Annotated in this window: 18 protein-coding genes; 6 read left to right on the forward strand and 12 right to left on the reverse strand. The window is 73.0% G+C overall.

Features of this window, described 5'->3' with window-relative positions:
- Positions 1 to 79 precede the first annotated feature (79 nt).
- Positions 80 to 2,824 carry a TNT domain-containing protein gene (locus ACH54P_RS25365; RefSeq protein ID WP_489905880.1) on the forward strand — a complete coding sequence of 915 codons (2,745 nt, stop codon included), beginning with the start codon at positions 80 to 82 and terminating at the stop codon, positions 2,822 to 2,824.
- 43 nt (positions 2,825 to 2,867) lie between these two features.
- Here the strand turns inward: ACH54P_RS25365 and ACH54P_RS25370 are convergent, their stop codons facing one another.
- Together ACH54P_RS25370 and ACH54P_RS25375 are read right to left on the reverse strand one after the other, a co-directional pair.
- Positions 2,868 to 3,455, reverse strand: a complete 588-nt coding sequence (locus ACH54P_RS25370; RefSeq protein ID WP_489905881.1) for a pentapeptide repeat-containing protein — start codon at positions 3,453 to 3,455, stop codon at positions 2,868 to 2,870.
- A gap of 45 nt (positions 3,456 to 3,500) precedes the next feature.
- Complete coding sequence (locus tag ACH54P_RS25375) at positions 3,501 to 3,974, reverse strand: VOC family protein (protein WP_489905882.1); 474 nt, start codon at positions 3,972 to 3,974, stop codon at positions 3,501 to 3,503.
- 73 nt (positions 3,975 to 4,047) lie between these two features.
- Between ACH54P_RS25375 and ACH54P_RS25380 the strand changes: the two genes are divergently transcribed.
- Genes ACH54P_RS25380 through ACH54P_RS25390 form a run of 3 tightly spaced genes read left to right on the forward strand, consistent with a single transcriptional unit; the run spans position 4,048 to position 6,017 of the window.
- Positions 4,048 to 4,860: a helix-turn-helix domain-containing protein gene (locus tag ACH54P_RS25380; RefSeq protein WP_489905883.1), complete on the forward strand. Its 813-nt coding sequence runs from the start codon at positions 4,048 to 4,050 to the stop codon at positions 4,858 to 4,860.
- Positions 4,829 to 5,257 carry an acyl-CoA thioesterase gene (locus ACH54P_RS25385; RefSeq protein ID WP_489905884.1) on the forward strand — a complete coding sequence of 143 codons (429 nt, stop codon included), beginning with the start codon at positions 4,829 to 4,831 and terminating at the stop codon, positions 5,255 to 5,257. The genes ACH54P_RS25380 and ACH54P_RS25385 overlap by 32 nt, the downstream gene beginning before the upstream one ends.
- A 31-nt stretch (positions 5,258 to 5,288) precedes the next feature.
- Positions 5,289 to 6,017, forward strand: a complete 729-nt coding sequence (locus ACH54P_RS25390) for a class I SAM-dependent methyltransferase (RefSeq protein WP_489905885.1) — start codon at positions 5,289 to 5,291, stop codon at positions 6,015 to 6,017.
- On the opposite strand, the gene ACH54P_RS25395 is transcribed toward ACH54P_RS25390, so the two are convergent.
- The 4 genes from ACH54P_RS25395 to ACH54P_RS25410 form a co-directional block, all read right to left on the reverse strand.
- Positions 6,010 to 9,315: an error-prone DNA polymerase gene (locus ACH54P_RS25395; protein WP_489905886.1), complete on the reverse strand. Its 3,306-nt coding sequence runs from the start codon at positions 9,313 to 9,315 to the stop codon at positions 6,010 to 6,012. The genes ACH54P_RS25390 and ACH54P_RS25395 overlap by 8 nt on opposite strands.
- Positions 9,316 to 9,897 (reverse strand): hypothetical protein, encoded by a 582-nt coding sequence (locus ACH54P_RS25400; RefSeq protein WP_489905887.1) that lies wholly within the window; start codon positions 9,895 to 9,897, stop codon positions 9,316 to 9,318. It abuts the gene before it with no gap.
- Between the two features lie 2 nt (positions 9,898 to 9,899).
- Positions 9,900 to 11,462 (reverse strand): DNA polymerase Y family protein, encoded by a 1,563-nt coding sequence (locus ACH54P_RS25405; protein WP_489916626.1) that lies wholly within the window; start codon positions 11,460 to 11,462, stop codon positions 9,900 to 9,902.
- A gap of 175 nt (positions 11,463 to 11,637) precedes the next feature.
- Positions 11,638 to 12,348 carry a hypothetical protein gene (locus ACH54P_RS25410; protein ID WP_489905889.1) on the reverse strand — a complete coding sequence of 237 codons (711 nt, stop codon included), beginning with the start codon at positions 12,346 to 12,348 and terminating at the stop codon, positions 11,638 to 11,640.
- Between the two features lie 226 nt (positions 12,349 to 12,574).
- Here ACH54P_RS25410 and ACH54P_RS25415 point away from each other — a divergent pair, with 226 nt between their 5' ends.
- Together ACH54P_RS25415 and ACH54P_RS25420 are read left to right on the forward strand one after the other, a co-directional pair.
- Positions 12,575 to 13,063 carry a GNAT family N-acetyltransferase gene (locus ACH54P_RS25415; protein ID WP_489905890.1) on the forward strand — a complete coding sequence of 163 codons (489 nt, stop codon included), beginning with the start codon at positions 12,575 to 12,577 and terminating at the stop codon, positions 13,061 to 13,063.
- A 40-nt stretch (positions 13,064 to 13,103) separates the two neighbouring features.
- Positions 13,104 to 13,847, forward strand: coding sequence for a hypothetical protein (locus tag ACH54P_RS25420; RefSeq protein ID WP_489905891.1), 744 nt, complete (start codon positions 13,104 to 13,106; stop codon positions 13,845 to 13,847).
- A gap of 99 nt (positions 13,848 to 13,946) precedes the next feature.
- On the opposite strand, the gene ACH54P_RS25425 is transcribed toward ACH54P_RS25420, so the two are convergent.
- The 6 genes from ACH54P_RS25425 to sucD all read right to left on the reverse strand — a co-directional run bounded on the left by ACH54P_RS25425 (position 13,947) and on the right by sucD (position 20,469).
- Entirely contained in the window at positions 13,947 to 14,708 is a 762-nt protein-coding gene (locus ACH54P_RS25425; protein ID WP_489905892.1) for a hypothetical protein, read from the reverse strand.
- Between the two features lie 25 nt (positions 14,709 to 14,733).
- On the reverse strand, positions 14,734 to 16,293 hold the full coding sequence (gene purH / locus ACH54P_RS25430; protein ID WP_489905893.1) for a bifunctional phosphoribosylaminoimidazolecarboxamide formyltransferase/IMP cyclohydrolase: 1,560 nt from the start codon (positions 16,291 to 16,293) through the stop codon (positions 14,734 to 14,736).
- On the reverse strand, positions 16,283 to 16,900 hold the full coding sequence (gene purN, locus ACH54P_RS25435; protein ID WP_489905894.1) for a phosphoribosylglycinamide formyltransferase: 618 nt from the start codon (positions 16,898 to 16,900) through the stop codon (positions 16,283 to 16,285). Before purN ends, purH begins: the two co-directional genes overlap by 11 nt.
- 77 nt (positions 16,901 to 16,977) lie before the next feature.
- Complete coding sequence (locus ACH54P_RS25440) at positions 16,978 to 18,456, reverse strand: cell division protein PerM (RefSeq protein WP_489905895.1); 1,479 nt, start codon at positions 18,454 to 18,456, stop codon at positions 16,978 to 16,980.
- Between the two features lie 145 nt (positions 18,457 to 18,601).
- Positions 18,602 to 19,369 carry a DUF5336 domain-containing protein gene (locus tag ACH54P_RS25445; RefSeq protein WP_489905896.1) on the reverse strand — a complete coding sequence of 256 codons (768 nt, stop codon included), beginning with the start codon at positions 19,367 to 19,369 and terminating at the stop codon, positions 18,602 to 18,604.
- 209 nt (positions 19,370 to 19,578) lie between these two features.
- Complete coding sequence (gene sucD / locus ACH54P_RS25450) at positions 19,579 to 20,469, reverse strand: succinate--CoA ligase subunit alpha (RefSeq protein ID WP_489905897.1); 891 nt, start codon at positions 20,467 to 20,469, stop codon at positions 19,579 to 19,581.

Genomic DNA, 20,469 nt, shown 5'->3' on the forward strand with positions numbered 1-20,469 from the left:
ATCAAGCTGTGATTTATGACATGTCGCATCTCGCGAGGTCAGACGGTGTGCCACCGGGTGACCGGGCGGTAAAACCCCCATGCGGGGTGCACTCGCGCGCGCGAACAGTCAAAATGTCCCCGTGGCACAACCGACGACGCAGCTGAACGCGACCGAGCAGGACACCCTGGTCAAGCAGATCGGCCTTGCCCTGCTCCGTGCCGCCCCGCGCGACTGGCGCAAGGTCACCGCGGAGTACCGAGCCGTCGGGAGGTACCACGAGCTGACCGGCGAGATCGTCACCGAGGACGGCTCGGTGCACGACTGGCTGGCCACCCACGACATCGCCACGCTCTTCGGCAGGCTGCGCGGCGGCATGTACCGGGACGGCCGTGGCACGTGGTTCAACGCGCGCTACCAGCTCGACCACCCGTCCAGCTACAACCTCGAGTACAACCGCGACGAGCCGGTGTGGAACCTCGCGCCGCCGCCGCAGGCCTACTCCGACGAGCTGCGGATGTTCCCCCGCACCGAGGACAACGTCCCCGAATGGCTGATCCGGCGGATGTCCGGGCTCGGGCCGGAGCAGCCGGGGCCGCACTTCCGGATCGCCCGGATCTTCGACACCGTCGGCCCGGCGGGCCGCCCGGTGATCAACCGCCCCGACCTCGAGGTCGAGGAGCAGGACCGGCTGCTGGAGTACCTGGAGCGCGCGCCGCTGGTGGTGCCCGAGCGCGGCTACGACATCGACCGGCTGGCCGCGACGCCGGAGGCCACCGTCCCGGTCGCCTTCCACAGCGACGGCCAGTGGATCTGGCCCGCCGCCGTCAACTTCTACCTGCACAAGTACGGCGTCTCGCCGGAGCCGGACCTGGTCGAGCACGTCCGCGCGGTCGGCTTCGCGCCGCCGCCGGTCGACGAGCCGACGCTGCAGGCCGCCGCCGCGTACCTGACCCGCGGCAACCAGCCGCCCCCGCCGCCGCAGCAGCGCCCGGCCGGGCCGCCGCCCCAGGGCCCGCCGCCCCAGCAGCAGGCCCCCGCGGGCCCGCCCCCGGGCGCGGCCGCCATGGCCGCGGCCGCACCGGCCCCGCCCGCGCAGCAGCAGCAACCGCAGCAGCAGCCGCCGCAGCACCAGGAGCCGCCCGCGCCGGTGGAGGCGCCGCTCGCGGTGCACGCGCCCGCCGAGCCCGAGGCCGCGGCCGAAGAGCACGACTACGTCGAAGAGGACCAGTACGCCGAAGACGGCTACGACGACCAGGAGTTCGACGACCGCTTCGCCGAAGAGGAGCAGTACGGCGACGAGGAGTACGAGCACCCCGAGCACGCCGCGGGGTCGAACGGCTCGACGCCGGAGCCGGGCCGCGTGCCCGACCTCGAGGAGACCGCGGAATACGTCCCCGACCAGCCGATCGGGCACGAGGAGGAACCGCCGCGGGACGGCGAGTCCTTCCAGCTCCAGCACGACGGGGAACCGGCCTTCCCGTCCGCCCACCAGGCGGACGAGCCGTCGCACGCCGCGTTCCAGCCCGAGCCGGCGTCCGCGGTGCACCGGGAGGACGACTCGGCGTACGCCACGGGTCCCGAGGAGCCGTCGCATGCGTTCGAGCCCCCGCAGCCGCCCCGGCGCGAGGACGAGCCGTCGCACGCCGCCGCGTTCGACCCCGGTCCGCCGACCATGATCACCCAGCCCGAGGTGCCCGGCGTGCTGCCGGTGCCCGAACCGCCGTCGGCCCCGCCGTCGGCCCAGGCGGAGCCGCCCGCGCCGCCGCAGCAGGCGCCCCGGTCGGGCCGCCGGGCGCTGCGCCGCGAGACGCCGGACCACCCGGTGCTCGCCGGGCTGCAGGCCAAGCTGGACGAGCTCGAGGTGCCCGAAAGCGGCTACAAGCTGGGCGAACCCGCCGAACACGGCTGGAGCGTCGAGCAGGTCGAGGACGGCTGGCGCGTCGGCTGGTACGACGGCAAGCTCAGCAACCCCGCGGTGTTCGGCGACGCCGAGGACGCCGCCGCGTTCATGCTGGGCAAGCTGCTGCTCAACCCGGAAGGCCAGGTGCCGGAGGAGGAGCCCGAACCGGAACCCGAGCCCGAGCCGGAACCGGCGCCGCAGCGGGTCGTCGCGACGCTGTCGCCGGAGGTCGCGACCGGGTCGTACCCGGTCCGCAAGCCGGAACCGGTCCCCGCCCAGGAGCAGACGGCGTTCACCAGCGCCGAGGAGCTGTTCGGCGACCTCGAAGACGACGAGCCGCCGGCTCCGCCGCGCCAGCCCGCGCCGCCCGCACCGGTCCCGGCCGGGCCGCCGCCCCTGGCGCAGCAGCAGGCGGGCCCGCCGCCCGCACCGCCGGCACCGCCCCGGCGCGAGCCGCCCCAGTCGGCCCCGACGCTCCTGGCTCCGGCGGTGACGCCGGGCGCTCCGCCGGTCCCGCCGCCCGCGCCGCCGCGCCGTGAGGAGCCGGCGCGCCCGGCCGTCAACGGCGGGGGTGGCGGTGGCCAGCAGCAGTGGCCGATCGGGCCGATGGCCGGCGAGCCGCCGCTGACGCTGTTCCGCGGCAAGGAGCTGCGCGAGCTGCCGGTGGGCAGCGAGCTGGACCGCTTCGGCGGCCCGAACGGCAATCTGACGTACGCGGCAGGCACGCCGTTCGCCGAGCGGTCGCTGGTGCCGGAGTGGGTGAACCGCCCGTACCACGTCTACCGGGTGCAGCGGCCCCTGGAGACGCTCGCCGGCGTCGCGATCCCGTGGTTCAACCAGCCGGGCGGCGGGTCGGCGTACCTGCTGCCGGCGTCGATCGAGGAGCTGCTCGCCGACGGCGCCCTGATCGAGCTCGACCCGGGCGAACCGCCGATCGACTGAGTCCCGCTTCGAAGGCCCCGGCGCTGCCGGGGCCTTCGTCGTTTCAGCGGATGACGAGCCCGTGCGCGGCGGCGAAGGCGATCGCCGTGTCGACGTCGACCACCGCGCCCTTGAGATCGGCCTGGACCAGGGCGTTCGCGTCGAGACGCGCGCCGCGAAGGTCCGCGCCGTCGAGCTTCGCGCCGAGGAGGCGCGCACCGGTCAGGTCGCTGCCGCGCAGGTCGGCGCCGGTGAGGTCGGCCTCGGTCAGGTTGGCTTCCCGCAGCCGCAGGCCGGACAGCCCGAGCTTGCGCAGCCGCGCCTTCGCCAGTGACGCCATCGACAGGTCGCAGTCGGTGAGCGCGATGCCGCCGAACCCGCTGTCACCGAACGAGGTGCCGAGCAGCGAGCACCCCGTCCAGCGGCTTTCGACGAGCACCGTGCGGTCGAAGGTGCACGAGCGGAACGCCGACGCGTCGTGCCGCGAACGCGACAGGTCCGCGCGGCTGAACACGCAGTCGTCGAACGTGCACCCGCGGGTCCGCAGCCCGCTCAGGTCCGCCCCGGTGAAGTCGCAGCCGGTGAACCGGCGTTTTTCCCACCACTGCCCGGACAACACCGCTTCGCGGTAGTCCTCCCCGGTCTCCAGCACGGCCCCCAGGGTGCCACATCGCCGGGAGCCGCCCGCGTCCGTCCACTATGGACGGCGATGGACCAGGTCCGCGCCCTGGACGTACGCCATCGCCTCGAGGTACTCGGGCAGCTGCGCGCGGCGCGCCATCTCGGCCTCGTCGAGGGTCTCCAGCCGCGTCTGGATCCACCAGAGGTTGCCGAAGGGGTCGCGCACCCGGCCGACGCGGTCGCCGAAGAACAGCACCGTCTGCCGCGTGACCTCGGTCGCGCCCGCTTCGATCGCGCGCCGCTGGGTCTCCTCGCTGTCCGGCACGTAGAGCCGCAGGTAGGCCGGGGTTTCGGCCCAGTCGGCCGGCGAGTCGAACGCCATCACGACCGCGTCGCCGATGCGCACCTCCGCGTGGCCGATCTTCCCGTCCTCGCCGACGACCCGGCCGAGCTCTTCGGCGTCGAAGGCGCGCTTCAGGAAGTCGATCAGGCCGGCGGTGTCGTGACCGATGATCCACGGGGTGACCGTCGTGTAGCCGTCAGGAACCATGTTTCCTCCTTGGATTGGTGCCCGGAAGCTAGCGGCGAAATAGGTCAGTTCCCGGCCGCTGCATACTGGGCCCATGGGAGTTCCGCTGCGGCCGGTGGCGGCGCGGTCGGTGTACCGCGAAGTCGCCCCGCCGCCCGGCCTCGAGGCCGTGCTGGCCTGCGGCTGGCACGGGCGCACCGGCTGGGCGCGGCCGCTGCGCGTCCTCCCCGACGGCTGCGCGGACCTCGTCTGGGACGGCGACGCGCTGACGGTCGTCGTCACCGTCGGCGCTCCCCTGCGGGTGTGGGTCCCGGCGTCCGCGTCGCGGGTCGGCGTCCGGCTCCGCTGCGGTGCCGCGGCCGCCGTGCTCGGCACGTCCATGCCGGAGCTGTCCCCCGTGACCAGGCTGAGCGACCTCTGGGGCCCAGCCGCGCGCCGTGCCGAAGAAATGCTGGCGGCGACCGCGGATCCCGAGGCCCAGCGCGGAATCCTCGAGACGCTCGTCGCCCGCCGGGGCGGGACGCCGGATCGCCGGGTACTGGCCGCCGTCCAGGCCCTCGGCACGACCACGCGGACGTCCGACATCGCGGTGGGGATCAGCGAACGCGCGCTGCGGCGACACTTCGTCCACGCCGTCGGCGCCGGGCCGAAGCACCTGCACCGCGTCCGGCGGTTCCAGCGGTTCCTGGGCCTCCTGGAGCCCCTCGCGGCCGGGCGGGCGTCGCTGGCCGGCGTCGCCGCCGGGCTCGGGTACGCCGACCAGTCGCACCTCGGCCGCGAGTGCCGTCGCCTGTCCGGCTCCTCCCCCGCCGCGCTCGTGCGGGTGGCCGAAAAGTTCCAGACGCCGGCGCCGCCCGCGCGCCACGATCGGACGCATGTTCCGAGTCACCATCGCGGTGCGCGCTGACGACCTCGACGTCAACGGTCACGTCCGCGGCCCGGCCTACCTCGCCTACGCCGACCACGCGCGCTGGGTGTGCGTCCAGGACGCCGGGATCGACCTCGCCGAGCTGGCCGCGCGCCGGATCGGCCCGGTGAACCTGGAGACGACCGTGCGGTTCCACCGGGAGCTCGTGCCCGGCAGCGAGGTATCCGTCGGTTGCGAATTCCACTGGGGTACCGGGAAGACTTCGCGGGTGACGCAGGAGTTCCGCGCGCCGGACGGCACGCTCGTCGCCGACGTCGCCAGCGTGTCCGGCCTGCTGGACCTGGACCGGCGCCGGCTGCTGCCCGACCCCGGCGCGTACTGGCGGGAACTGGCCGCGCGGCCGGAACTCCTCGGCTTGGACCCGAAAACGACGTGATCTTTCCCGGCCCGCTCACTACGGTGACGCCGTGCCCGACCACGACTACGTCGATCCCTACCTCGCCTCGCTCTACGACGCGATGAACCCGCGGGAGAGCAGCGGTGACTTCGCGTTCTACCTGCCGATGATCATGGCGGCGGAGTCGGTGCTCGACGTCGGGTGTGGCACCGGTTCCCTGCTGCACTGGGCCCGCGAGTCCGGCCACGCAGGACGGCTCGTCGGTCTCGACCCCGCCGAGGGCATGCTCATCCAGGCCCGCCGCCGGGACGACATCGAGTGGGTGCACGGCGATTTGTCGACCGCCGCCTGGGACGGCGAGTTCGACTTCGCCGTGATGACCGGGCACGCGTTCCAGGTGCTGCTCACCGACGAGGAGCTGCGGACGGCGTTCGCGGCTGTCCACCGCGCGCTGAAGCCGGGCGGCCGGTTCGGCTTCGAGACGCGCAACCCCGCCGCCCGCGGCTGGGAACGCTGGACGCCTTCGCTCGTCTGGGAAGCCGGCGAAGTGCGCTCGTGGAACGACGCCGGGCCGTTCGAGAACGGGTACGTCAGCTTCACGACGACGTACGAAAGCCCGAACTGGGACGCTCCGCAGTACAGCGAAAGCACGCTGCGGTTCCTCGACGTTCCAGCGCTTTCGACGTTCATCGAGGAAGCCGGGCTGGTCGCCGACGAGCAGTACGGCTACTGGGACCGCAGTCCCGTGACCGACAACAGCCCGGAGATCATCACGATCGTCCGGCGTCCCCTCACCTGAAGTCCCGCGACTTCGCCTTGATCCGCATCGGCAGCGCCTCGACGCGGTCGGCCAGGACGCTGACCACGCCGTCGGCCTTCTCCACCACCCCGCGGATCAGCAGCGCCGGGCTGGCGCGCGCGACGCGGTGGTAGCGCTGCCACAGGCCGAGCGTGCAGATCACGTTGACCATCCCCGTCTCGTCCTCGATGTTGAGGAAGGTGACCCCGGCCGCGGTCGCCGGGCGCTGGCGGTGGGTGACCGCGCCGCCGACCAGCACCCTCGCGCCGTCGTCGAGGTCGGCCAAGCCGCTCGCCGGGACCACGCCGAGCGCATCGAGGCGGTCGCGGATGAACTCGGTCGGGTGGCTGTCCGGCGAGACGCCCGTCGCCCAGACGTCCGCCGCCGCGAGGTCGAGGCCGTCCATCCCGGGCAGCGCCGGCGCCTGCGCGCCGACCAGGCCCGGCAGCTTCTCCGGGCGTTCCCCGGCGACCGCGCCCGCCGTCCACAGCGCCTGACGGCGGTCACCGCCGAAGCCGGCGAACGCGCCTGCCGTGGCCAGGGCCTCGATCTGCGGGGTCGTCAGCCGCACCCGGCGGGCGACGTCGGCCATGTCGGCGTAGTCGCCGTTCTCCTTTCGCTCGGCCACGATCCGCGTCGCGAGGTCGTCCCCGATCTTGCGCACGGTGCTCAGCCCGGTGCGCACGTCGTGGAACTTCCCGGTGCCGGGTTCCAGGGTGGCGTGCGGCAGGCTGCGGTTGATGTCGGGGCCGTGCACGGTGACGCCGTGGCGCCGCGCGTCGGCGACCAGCGACTGCGGTGAGTAGAAGCCCATCGGCTGCGCGCGCAGCAGGCCCGCCAGGAACGCGTCCGGGTGGTAGTACTTGAAGTAGGCGCTCGAAAACACCAGGTGCGCGAAGCTCAGCGCATGGCTCTCCGGGAAGCCGAAGTTCGCGAAAGCCTTCAGCTTCAGGAAGATCTTCTGCGCGAGCTCTTCTTCGACGCCGTTCGCGGCGGCGCCCTCCAGGAACCGCTGCCGCAGCCGGTCCATCTTCCGGTCCGACCGCTTCGACCCCATCGCGTGCCGCAGCTGGTCGGCCTCCGCCGCGGTGAAGTTCGCGACGTCCAGGGCGATCTGCATCATCTGCTCCTGGAACAGCGGCACGCCCTTGGTCTTGTGCAGCGCCTTTTCCAGCAGCGGGTGGTCGTAGCTCCACTGCTCGCGGCCCTGCTTGCGGCGGATGTACGGGTGCACCGAGCCGCCCTGGATCGGACCCGGCCGGATCAGCGCCACTTCGACGGCGAGGTCGTAGAACTCCCGCGGCTGCAGCCGGGGCAGGGTCGCCAGCTGCGCCCGGCTCTCGACCTGGAACACGCCGATCGCGTCGGCGCGGCACAGCATGTCGTAGATCTTCTCGTCGGCGAGGTCGAGTTCGGCGAGGTCGACGCGCTCGCCCTTGTACTCCTCGACGAGGTCGATCATGTAGTGCAGCGCCGAGAGCATGCCGAGGCCGAGCAGGTCGAACTTGACCAGGCCGGCGCTCGCGCAGTCCTCCTTCTCCCACTGGATCACGCTGCGGTCGGCCATCCTCGCCCACTCGACCGGCACGACCTGGCTCACCGGCTCCTGGCACATGACCATCCCGCCGGAGTGGATGCCCAGGTGCCGCGGGAAGTCCTCGAGGGCGAACGCCAGCTGCACGACGTCGTCCGGGATGTCGTGGTCGTGGTCCTTTTCGGTGCTGCGCAACGAACCCCAGCGGTCGATCTGCTTGCTCCAGGCGTCCTGCTGGCCGGGTGAGTAGCCGAGCGCCCGCGCCGCGTCGCGGACGGCGGAGCGCGCGCGGTAGGTGATGACGTTCGCGACCTGGGCGGTTCTCAGGCGTCCGTGCTTGCGGAAGACGTACTGGATGGCCTCCTCGCGGCGGTCGGACTCGATGTCGAGGTCGATGTCGGGGTAGCCGTCGCGGTCCGGGGCGAGGAAGCGCTCGAAGAGCAGTTCGTACGCGACGGAGTCGACCTTCGTGATGCCGAGCGCGTAGCAGACGGCCGAGTTCGCGGCCGAGCCGCGGCCCTGGCAGAGGATGTTGTTGTCGTTGCAGAAGCGCACGATGTCCCAGACGATCAGGAAGTACCCGGGGAAGCCGAGCTCCTCGATGATGGCCAGTTCGTGCTCGATCTGGTCGCGTGCCTTTTCTTCGTGTTCTTTGCCCCCGAAACGCTCTTTCGCGCCTTCCCGCGTGAGGTGCCGGAGGTAGGTCGTCTCGGTGTGGCCCTCGGGGACGTCGAAGGGCGGCAGCTCCGGGGCGATCAGCTTGAGCGGGAACGCGCATTCCATGCCGAGGAGCGCGGATCGGCGGACCGCGCCGGGGTACCGGCGGAAGAGGACGTCCATTTCGGCGCCGCTGCGGAGGAAGGCCGTCCCGGCGGCGGGGAGCCAGCCCTCCAGCTCGTCGATGCCGCGGCGGGCCCGGATCGCGGCGAGCGCGTCGGCGAGCGGAGCGCGTTCCGGACGGGCGTAGTGCGCGGCGGTGGTGGCGACGGTCGGCAGGTCCAGTTCGCCGGCGAGCTGCGTCAGGAGGTCGTTGTGCGTGCTGTCGAGTGGCTGGCGGTGGTCGGTGAGTTCGACGTAGACGTTGTCGTGGCCGAAGCGGTCTTTCAGTTCTTTCAGTTTCTCCGCGGCGGCTGCCGGACCGTGGTGGACGAGGGCGGAGCGCACCGCGCCCTTGCGGCAGCCCGTCAGCACCACGCATTGCCCGGCGACCTCCTCGGCGACTGCGCCGAGGTCGTAGAGGGGTTTGCCCTTTTCGGCCTCTTGGTGGATCTGTCCGGCGGTGATGGCGCGGCAGAGCGCCCGGTAGCCCTGGTCACCGCGGGCGAGGAGCAGGAGATGCTCGCCTTCCGGGTCGGCGACGCCGTTCTGCGGGCCGGTCAGCCCGAAGCTGAGTTCGGTCCCGAAGACGGTGTTGACGCCCAGTTCCCGAGCGGCCTCGGCGAACCGGACGACGCCGTACATGCCGTCGTGATCGGTGAGGGCGATGGCGTCGAGCTGGAGCCGCGCGGCCTCTTCGACGAGTTCTTCGGGGTGGCTGGCGCCGTCGAGGAAGCTGAAGTTGGAGTGACAGTGCAGCTCGGCGTAGGGCACGCGGACGGCCTCGCCGCCGTCGTCATTGCCGCGCGCCGGGAGGTCCCCGGGCCGCTGGTAGGCCTCGCGGCGCCGGCCCCAGGCAGGACTGTCCCCGTGATCCCCGGGCGGCGGGCCACCGGCGAGGGTCCGAGCGAGGTCCTTCCACCGCACGGGAGGGTTGTTCCAGCCCATCTAACGGCCCCGGTCTTCAGGGCGGTCCTGGTCGGCGTTCGCGGAACGGCGACGGCGGTGCCAGTTCGAGGGATGGTTCCAGCGGCTCCGAGCTTCGGCTTCGCTCATGGGACGCGCCTCGGGAGCCGGGCCACGACTCTGAGCTTCGGCTCCACTCAAGCGGCCCGGCTCGGAAGCCGGGGCCCAGCTCGACGGATGATTCCGACGGCTCCGAGCTTCGGCTTCGCTCATGCGGCAGCCGTTCTCGTCGGAGGAGCGAGGGGACGGGATCAGCACCAGCTTCGGGTAGTGGGTGCCGGTTGGCCGGGTTACGCGCGGCCACTCGGGCTCGCCGACCTCCCCGGTCTCGTCGCGCGCGGGCTGGATTTCCCGCGGCCACTCGGGCTCATCAGCGGCAGCCCCCTCCGGCAGCCGCTCACCGGCCACGGGCCCCGCGGTCTCCGGTAGCTGCTCGTCGTCCGCAGCCGGCTGGGGTGCCGGGATCTCGCGCAGCCACTCGCGCTCGTCGGCGGCTTGGCGGGCCGTTGCCGCCGGTTCGGCGCGTAGCCAGTTGCGCAGCTTTCGTGCGTAGTCCTCGTCCATGCTCAGTCGTACACTCCCTCGACCGTCCACACTGGATTTTCCGTGCCCGCGCAGTGCACCAGCACCGCTTCGGGCGGGTCGTCGCCCTCGCTTGCGAGGACCAGCTGCAGCCGCGCTCGCCGGGGGCCCGGGCGCCGTCGGTCGCCGGCCAGGGGCCACGGGCCCGCCCAGGCGACCACCTCACGGTGCGGGCCTCCCACGATGCTCAGCCGTTTCGGAACCGCCGTGAGCTGCTCGCGGGCCGTCATGCCGATGGGTCTGCCCTCGGCGTCGAAGACCTGCGCGGGCACCGGCCGGTCGAGGACCGTCGCCGGGGACGGGGCCGGCAGGCGTCCCGGCCAGGTCGCGTCCGCGGGCGTCGTCCGCTCGCGCGGGTCGCCCCACGGCACCAGCCGGACGCGGCTCGCGGGGTCGCGACCGCCGTCGAGGACCGGCGTGAGCACGCCCTCCGGCCCGAGCAGGCCCTGGACGCGCACGAACGCCCGCGCCGCGCGCTCGTCGTCCTCGTCGGAACCGCCGTTCTGCCACAGGTCGAGCTGCAGGGACCGGCCTTCGACGGTCTCCTCGGGTTCCAGCCGCAGCCGCACCACGCCGGACGTCGGGCGTTGCCCCGGCGCGGCGCGCAGCCAGCCTTCGAACTGCCAGCGAACGCGGTCGGCGACGCCTGCGGGCGTCAGGGGTTCCGCGCACCGCCACACCCGGCCGAGGTGTTCGCCTTCTTCGGTGACCGCGTAGATGCCGAGCCGCGTGCAGGCCAGGCCGTGCCGGGCGAGGTCCGCGCAGAACCGCGTCGCGAGGGCCTTGGCGAGGAACGCCGCGACGTCGATCCGCTCGACGACCGGGTCGAACTCCTCGGTCAACGTCAGTTCCGGCGGCGGACGGCGACGCAGCGGCGGTCGTTCGGAGCGTCCTCGCGCCAGGCGGTGCGCGAGCAGCCCGGCGGTGCCGAAGCGGTTGACGACGTCACGCTCCGGGAGCGCCGCGAAGGCGCCGAGCGTGCGCAGCCCGAGCCGTCGCAGCAGGTCGACCAGCTCCGCGCGCTCGGCGCCGGGCTGGTCGAGCTCGGTGATGGGCAGCGGAGCCAGGAACTCGGCTACGCACCCGGGTTCGACGAACTCGCCCCGCCGCGCCGCGAGCGTCGCGGCGAAGAGCCCCTCGGCGACGCCGACCTGGCACTCGACGCCCGCCGCGGCCGACACCTCGTCGACGAGCCGCTCGACGAGAGCGTGTTCACCCCCGAAGTACCCGGCGGCACCGGCCACGGGCACGGCGACGAGCCCCGGCCGCACGACCTCGACGCCCACGACGAGCCCTTCGACCGCCCGCGCGACGGCCTCGAAGAGCCGAGCGTCCCGGCCGTCGTCCGCCTCGAAGACGGCCAGCTCCGGACAGCACGACTGAGCTTCCCGCCGCCGCATCCCGCGCCGGACGCCGTCCCGCCGCGCAACGGCGTTCCCGGCGACGACCCGGTTCGCGAAGAAGACGGCGGCAGGCTGGGTAACGGGCACACCGGCAACAGCCGCCGCGGCGACGACGGGCCAGTCCGGGCACCACAGGACCAGCATCCGCGTGGGGGCGTCGGAGGTACCGCGCTGGCTGGGGACGGTCACACCGCCTCCCGACCGTGAAGGTGGTCGATGTGCAGGAGGGGTCGGCACGCGTGCCTGGACGGACGACTCGCGTACCCAGACAGTCGGTTCGCGTCCCCAGGGAGGCGCCTCGACTCAGCTGGACGAACGCTCACGCTGTTGCCTCCTCGCGGAGCGTCGGCGCGGCGTCCAGCCCGCGCGCAGCGGACGTGACCCCGCCGCCCAGGCCCGGGAGGCACAACTCCGCCGAGACCGGACGAGCCGCCGCACCGCGCCCGCGGGCACGGACCAGCACCTGCCGCTCCCGCAGGTGGCCGTAACCGTCGGCCGGACCGGCCCACTCCGAAAACCGGCACGAAAGCTCGACGTCGGCGCCCGGCCAGGCGCCGAACGCCAGCAGCACCGCTCCTCGGTGCCGGGCCCGGGCCGACAGCCGCCGCGCCACGGCCGTCTGGACCGTCTCCGAATGGACCGCCACCACGTCCACGCCGTCGAGCAGGGCCGCCACCACCGCCGGGAGCTCGGCCCCGGGACGTGGGACCAGCGCCACCCGGGCGAGGTCGACGCCGTACTCGGCCGCCGCCGCGAGCCCCACGGACGGCATGCCGACCACCGCCGCCCACGAACCCGCCGTGGTGGCCTCGGCGAGCAGGGCGAACAGCAGGGACGTCGAGCCGTGGACCGCCAGCGTGCTCCCGCGCCGGAGCCCGGCGCCGGGCAGCAGCCCGGCCAGCGCCGGGGCGACCGGGAGCACCCTTCCCGTCGCCCTGGCCCGCTCGGCCTGGGCCGCCACCCGGCTCGCCGTGCTGACCCCGGGCAGGGCCGCCAGCCGGGCCACCGGCGGCTCCACCACAGCAGTCACCGCACGCACCTCCCCACCACGGACTAGGCCGGCGGTCGGGCCTCTCCCAAAACACGACCGACGGCGCTGGTTCGCCGCGGGGAAGGCGGCGGTTCCACATCGAACACCTGTTCGACGTACTCAAGTCAACCGTGAACCGCCAGGGGTGTCAAGTCACCCGGTAGTGGAACGTCCGCGGCGGTAAATGAAGTTGCCCGCGCCGAAACCGCTCGCTAGACACACTCGCGTGGAGCTCACCGAAGCCGGGCCCGACGACTGCCCGGAACTGCTGGTCCTGCAACGCTGTTGCTGGGTCCAGGAAGCCGTCCTCAACGACACCCTCGAGATCCCCGCCCTGCACGAAACGCTCGAAGACGTGCGCGACTGGACGAAGACGTGGTCGGTGTGGGTCCTGCGGCAGGACCACCGGCTCGTCGGCGCGGTGCGCGCCCGCCTCGAAGGCGACCGCTGGGAGCTCGGCAGGCTGATGGTCGCCCCGGACCTCGCCGGGCGCGGGCTGGGCCGGCGGCTCCTCGAGCACGCCGAGGCGCAGGCGCCCGCCGAAGCCCGCCGGTTCGCGCTGTTCACCGGGGCCCGCAGCGCCCGCAACATCGAGCTGTACCAGCGGGCCGGCTACCGGCTCACCGACGCCCCCGAAGCCGGCGGCCACATCCGCGGCGCGGTGTACCTGGAGAAGGACGTCACGCAGCGCGAAAAACCCGGTCCACCCGCCTGACGCTGCGGCGTCGGCTAGATTGCCCCGTGGACTTCCGGGGGTGACGGTGAAACAGCGGGTTCTGTGGATCGTCGGTGCGCTGGCCGCGGCGGGTGCGATCGTCGCCGTCGTGGTCACCACCGGCGGCGGGGTGCCCGGCGCCAAGGCCGCGGCCCCGGCACCGACCACCATCGGCGCGCAGTGGCGCTCGTTCCGCGCCGACGTCACCGGGATCCGCCCCGGCCCCGACGAGTTCAGCCTGTTCGTGCAGGTCGCCCTGCCCGGCAAGGACCCGGGCTGCGTCCGGGACCCGCGCATCGAGCAGGTCGTGGAGGCCAAGACCGACATCCGCGCCGACGTCGTCTACTCGACGCGGCCCGCGGCGGGCGGCTGCCAGGACAAGGTTCCCGCGGAGCTGCGGCTGACCACGTCCGCGCCCGTCGCGGACCGCACGGTGATCCTCAACTCCGACACCGGCAGCGCCTGGCACCGGCTCGGCGCCGGCTGGGGCCACTGCGACCGCCAGGGCACCTGCGCCCCGCCCGCCGACCACTGCGACGCCGCGTGGATCGGCGCGGCGGTGTCCGCGACGGGCGCCGAAAGCCCGGGCACCACCCGCGCCTGCGACCCGGACTGGCTGGTCCTCGACCGCCAGGCCGAACCACCGTCCCGCACCGCGTTCCGCTGGGGCGCCACGGGCTGGACGTCGTTCGCGCAGGTCAGGTCGGCCGGCTGTGCGGAGATCCGGGCGGCCGAGCCGGCGTTCCCGGTCGCGCTCTGCAAGAGCCTGCCCGCACCCGCGTGACCGACGTCGCGCTGCGACCGTTCCGCGAGGAGGACCTGCCGGTCCTGGACCGGTTCGCCACCGACCCGGCGGTGCTGGGCCCCCACCAGTGGACCGCCCTTAACGCCCCAGCTTCTTCACGATCTCCGCGCCGACCGCCTTCACGGTTTCGTCGGACTCCTGCTGCGGCATCGGTGAGTTCGAGAAGAAGCCCTTGTCCCAGCCGGTCACCTCGACCATGACGACGGTCGTGCCCTCTAGGACGTGCAGTTCGGCCCCGCTGAACGCGCTCTTGGTGGCCAGCCGGACCAGCGCCGCCTTGTCGCCGATGCCCTGGACGTCGGTCGGGGGGATCTCCGGGTTCGTCGGCAGGAACATGTCGTTCGCCTGCTCGCGCGCGTTCTCCCCGGAGTACTTCGTGATCTGGACGTGGAGGGTGGCGTCGCGGACGTTCTCGTCCGGCCCCGGCTTCCAGCTGCAGCCGACCTGCTTGAGCCCCGGCAGGTCCTGGGCGCCTTGGCCGGCCAGGACGAAGCTCGGGAACCCGGCCTTCGCCAGCACCGGCGCCGGAACCTGGCACTCGGCGGGCACCGGCGAGGACGACGGTGCCTCGCCGGTGCTCGCGAAGTAGTCGCTCGCGACGATCCCGAGCGGGATGCCGGCGCCGAGCAGCACCACGACCCCGCCGATGACGCCGAGGACCAGCCCGGTCCGCTTCTTCTTCGGCGGCGGCATCGGCGCGCCGTACCCGGGTGGCGGGTACCCCTGCTGCGGCGGGTAGCCCGGTGGCGGGTAGCCGGGCTGCTGGGGGTACCCGGGCTGCTGCTGCGGATAGCCCGGGTACCCCTGCTGACCTTGGCCGTACGGCGGCGGCTGCTGCATCGAGCCCTCCCTCTCGAAGCGCGGGTCAGTGCGCGAAGTGGCGCGTCCCCGTCAGGTACATCGTGACACCGGCCTTCTCCGCGGCCGCGATGACCTCGGCGTCCCGGACCGAGCCGCCGGGCTGCACGATCGCGCGGACGCCCGCCTCGACCAGCACTTCCAGGCCGTCCGGGAACGGGAAGAACGCGTCCGACGCACCGACCGAGCCCTTGGCCCGGTCGCCCGCCCGGGTGACCGCGAGCCGCGACGAGTCGACCCGGTTGACCTGGCCCATGCCGACGCCGACGGTCGCGCCGTCGGCGGCCAGCAGGATCGCGTTCGACTTGACCGCGCGCAGCGAACGCCACGCGAACTCGAGGTCGCGCAGGGTCTGCTCGTCGGCCGGGGTGCCGGTGGCGAGCGTCCAGGACGCGGGGTCGTCGCCCGGAGCGTCGATCGCGTCGACCGTCTGCAGCAGGACACCGCCGGAGATCGGGCGGAACTCGATCGGCGACGCCGGGGCCGCCGGCAGCTTCAGCAGCCGGATGTTCTTCTTGCGCTGCAGGATTTCCAGGGCCTCGGCGTCGAAGTCCGGCGCCAGCACGACCTCGGTGAACACCTCGCCGATCTGCTCGGCCGCCTCGCGGCTGACCGGCCGGTTCGTCGCGATGACGCCGCCGTAGGCCGAAACCGGGTCGCACGCGTGCGCCTTGCGGTGCGCCTCGGCGATGTCGGTGCCGACCGCGATGCCGCACGGGTTGGCGTGCTTGATGATCGCGACGGCGGGCTCGGCGAAGTCGAACGCGGCCCGGCGCGCGGCATCGGTGTCGACGTAGTTGTTGTACGACATGGCCTTGCCGTGCAGCTGCTCGGCGTGCGCCAGGCCGGGCCGGTCGCTCTTGTACAGCGCGGCCTTCTGGTGCGGGTTCTCGCCGTAGCGCAGGACGTCGGCGCGTTCCCAGGTGGCGCCGAGGAAGTCCGGGAAGCCGGCGTCGTCCGCGGGCGCGTACGCGCTGGCGAACCACGACGCGACAGCCGTGTCGTAGGCCGCCGTGTGCGCGTACGCCTGCGCGGCGAGCCGCTTGCGGTCTTCGAACTCGAAGCCGCCGTCGGCGACGCGCTCGAGCACCCAGCCGTAGCGGGCCGGGTCGACGACGACCGCGACGCTGCCGTGGTTCTTCGCCGCGGCGCGGACCATCGCCGGGCCGCCGATGTCGATGTTCTCGACGCAGTCCTCGGCGCTCGCGCCGGACGCGACGGTCTGCGCGAACGGGTACAGGTTGACCACCAGCAGGTCGAACGCCGCGATGTCCAGCTTGCGCAGCTGTTCAACGTGGTCCGGGTTGCCCTGGTCGGCCAGCAGCCCGGCGTGCACGTTCGGGTGCAGCGTCTTGACGCGGCCGTCCAGCGACTCCGGGAAACCGGTGACCTGCTCGACCGGGGTGACCGGGACACCGGCGTCGGCGATGGCCTTCGCCGTCCCGCCGGTGGAGACGATCTCGACGCCGGCCGCGTGCAAGCCGGTCGCGAGGTCCAGGAGGCCCGCCTTGTCCGAGACGCCGATCAGCGCCCGGCGGACCGGGCGCCGTCCCAGGTCAGTGCTCACGAAATGTCACCTTTCGTCCGTCCACGGTGCAGCCACCGCGGCCGAGTCGCTCGATCGTTTCCACCAGCAGCCTGCGTTCGACGGCCTTGATCCGTTCGTGCAGGACGTCTTCGTCGTCGTCGCTCTCCACGGCGACCGCCTCCTGGGCGATGATCGGCCCGGTGTCGACCCCGGCGTCCGCGAAGTGCACGGTCGAGCCGGTGACCTTGACCCCGGCGGCGAGGGCGTCGCGGACCGCGTGCATCCCGGGGAACGACGGGAGCAGCGCCGGGTGCGTGTTGATCACCGTGAAGCGGCCCAGGAACTGCTCGCCGAGGATCTTCATGAACCCGGCGGAGACGACCAGGTCGGGCCGGTACGCCGCGACGGCCTCGGTCAGCGCCTTGTCCCAGGCGGCGCGGTCGGGGTGGTCGGCGACGCGGACGGTGAACGCCGGGATGCTCAGGCGCTCGGCCCGGGTGAGGGCTTCGATGCCGGTGCGGTCGGCGCCGACGGCGACGACCTTGGCCGGGAAGCCGGACCGCCCGGTGGCGTCCAGCACCGCCTGCAGGAGGGTGCCGGAGCCCGACGCGAGCACGACGAGCTTCACCGGAGTGGGCAGGTCCAACCGTTGAGACAGAGCGGGCTCCTTGCCGCGGGCGGTGCGCAGCCGGGCGCACGGCGCTTCACCAGGTCACGTCAACCCTAACGGTCGGCCTCGCCCGGCTCGACGTCGCCGCAGGTCTCGGTGCCTCCGGTCACAGCGTCGTCCGTTTCGGGAGCCTCGTCGAGGCCCAGTTCGGCGTCCGCCTCGGCTTCGAACTCCGCGTCCTCGTCGGACTCTTCGGGCTCGTCCGGAGTCTCTTCGTCCTCTTCGGACGCTTCTGATGCTCCGGACGCTTCGAGCTCCTCGACCGCTTCGGACGCTTCTTCGGCGTCGACCGCGTCGGCGTCCTCGAAGGCCTGGTTGTCTTCGAGCGCCTCGGGCGGCGGCGCCGGCGGCTCGTGCTCACCGGCGAAGAACGCCACGAACGAACCCGGGATGACGATCCAGCAGAAGGCGACCACCGAAGCGACGCCGACCGGCACGCTCACCGGGTCGAACGGGCCGTCGCCGAGCCGTCCGCCGGACAGCGTGCCCAGCAGGACGCACCCGAGCGCGACGACCGCGCCGGCCACCGCGACCGCGCGGATGCGCTGCGCCGGATCGGCGTCGGCCTTGCGCAGCGACCAGCCGACCAGCGCACCGGCCGCCGCGGGCAGCACCAGCAGTGCCGGCCACCACGTCGCGTGGTGCTCGGGCAGCCCGCCGAGCAGCGGGACCCCGGGTACGGCACCGCCGCGGTAGCCGAACACGCCGACGTTCAGGTCGCCGATCGAGAAGCCGGGCCCGGTGACGAAGGAGAGCGCGGCCGTCACGGCGTTCGGCAGGTACAGGACGGAGAGCAGGAGGAGCCCGAAGCTGCTGCCGAGCGCGGGCTCGTACGTGTCGGACACCGTCCGCCAGGACAGCGCGGTCGCGACGGTGAACACGCCGGCGCCGCAGGCCACCAGCACGGCGAGGCCCAGCGCACCGGCCCGGAGCCCGCGCAGCGCCAGCGGGTCGAGGCGGTCGGCGACGACGTCCGGCAGCCCGCAGCGCCGGGTGATCCCGGCGAACGAGGCCGCCGCGGCGAGCAGCCCGGGCACGGCGAAGGCGAGCACCGGGTGGGCCGTCACCGGCGAGCCCTGCGCGGCGAGCGCGATGACGAGCCCCAGCACCGCGTGCGCGCCGGTGATCGTGACCAGGACCGGCCGCGCTTCGCGGGCCGATCGGCAGCCGAGGCGCTCGGCGGCGCCGGACGCCGTCCGCGCGGCCAGCGCGACCGCGCCAAGCGTCGGCAGCAGCGGCAGTACCCCGAGTGGGTGACCGCCGATGCCGAGGCGCACCTGGTGCGCGGCGAGCCAGCCGGGCCCGGCGGCCAGCAGCACACCGGTGCCGGAGAAGACGGTGTGCTCCGCCGTGAGGGCGATCAGGGCCAGCACGGTCGCGACGGCGGCATAGCCGGTGACCAGCGGTCCGAGTGCGGCGGCGAGCAACACCCGCACCCGCGCCGCCCGGGAGAGTTGGACGTCGGGTCCGGGGTCGCCCACCTCTTCGCCCGGCGGGCGAGGGTCGTCGGTGAGCAGCTCCATGATCCGCACCCTGACATCCGGGCTGCTCCGTCCGGGTGAGCCACGCCGCCGCCGGGCAGCGTGGGGAAGCTAACCCACCCGGTCGGGTAACCCCCGGGTGCAAAACACCCGCTGTGACACCGAGGGTCACAGCGGGTGTTTGTCGTGAGCTGCGTCAGTTCGACTTGCCGAAGCCGCCGGGCGGGGTGCCCGGGTTCTCCGGCGGCGGCTGCTGGAAGAACTGGCCCTGCTGCGGGGCGTACGTCGTGGCCTGCTGCCCCGGCGGCGGGGTGGTCGACGGCGGGTTCGGCGAGCCGTACTGGCCCGGCTGCGAGAACGGCGCCGACGGCTCCCCGGCCTGGGAAACCGGCCCGTGGCCCGGCTGGCCGAACTGCTGCCCCTGCTGGCCGTACTGCTGCTGGCCACCCTGCTGGCCGTACTGGCCGCCGTAGGACGGCGCGGCGGGCTTCGGCGACGGCGGCTTGATCACGTCGTGCTCGATCAGCAGCGCGCCGACCGCGACGATCATCTGCAGGATCGCCAGGATCAGGATGACGGTGACGATGCCGGGCGTCGTCTGCAGCGAGACCAGCGTGTCCAGGACGTCGAGCGCGCCGAGGACGCTCAACAGCGCCGCGAACGGCAGCGTCTTCGGGCCCTTCGGCAGCGCGTGCAGCCCGGCGAGGAGGCCGCCGGCCAGCAGCAGCGTCGTGCCGAGGCCGACGTCGGCGTTGTCGGAGAAGCCGAGGAAGTACTGGACGAGGCCGAAGACCGCGACCACCAGGGCGAGCAGGAGCGGCAGGTTCTGGGGCAGGCCCGCGGCCCCCGACGGCGCCTGGTGCGAGTGCGGCTGCTGTGCGAAGCCGCCGGTGGGCGGCGGTCCGGGGGGCTGCTGGCCGCCACCCTGCTGGGGGTAGCCGGGCCCGCCGCTGGGGAAGGTCATCGGATGCACTCCTGTCGGTTCGACCGGCACTCCGGGCGCGCGCGGGCACCCGGGGGGAAGACGAGGCGGCTTGTGTGCGCAGAACGCTAGCGCACTCGAAGGCCGCCAGCCCACCAGACGCGTGAATACCTCGGGAGGTTTCGTCCGGAAACGCGGAAGAGCCGGGCACCTCGTGGGTGCCCGGCTCTACCTGCGATTACTGCCCGTACTCAGCCGAGGCTGTTGTACAGCTCACGCGCGAGGACGGCGGTCTCGCTCGGGGTCTTGCCGACCTTGACGCCGGCGGCCTCGAGGGCCTCCTTCTTCGCGGCGGCCGTGCCGGAGGAGCCGGAGACGATGGCGCCGGCGTGGCCCATGGTCTTGCCCTCGGGCGCGGTGAAGCCCGCGACGTAGCCGACGACCGGCTTCGTCACGTTCTCCTTGATGTACGCCGCGGCGCGCTCTTCGGCGTCGCCGCCGATTTCGCCGATCATCACGATGACCTTGGTCTCGGGGTCCGCCTCGAACGCCTCGAGGGCGTCGATGTGCGTGGTGCCGATGATCGGGTCACCGCCGATGCCGACCGCGGTCGAGAAGCCGATGTCCCGCAGCTCGTACATCATCTGGTAGGTCAGCGTGCCGGACTTCGACACGAGGCCGATGTTGCCGGGGCCGGTGATGTCGGCCGGGATGATGCCGGCGTTCGACTTGCCGGGGCTGATCACGCCGGGGCAGTTCGGCCCGATGATGCGGGTCGTGTTGCCCTTCGCGACGGCGTGGGCCCAGAAGTAGGCCGAGTCGTGCACCGGGATGCCCTCGGTGATCACCACGGCGAGCGGGATCGCGGCGTCGATCGCCTCGATGACCGCGTCCTTGGCGAACTTCGGCGGCACGAAGATGACCGACACGTCGGCGCCGGTCTCCTTGATCGCCTCTTCGACGGTGCCGAAGACCGTGAGGTCCTTGCCCTCGATCGTGACGGTCTGGCCGGCCTTGCGGGCGTTGACACCGCCCACGATGTTGGTGCCGGACTTCAGCATCTTGGTGGCGTGCTTCATGCCCTCGGAGCCGGTGAGCCCCTGGACGATGACCTTGCTGTTCTCGTTGAGGAAGATCGACAT

This window comes from Amycolatopsis sp. N2S4-7 (assembly GCF_058119595.1).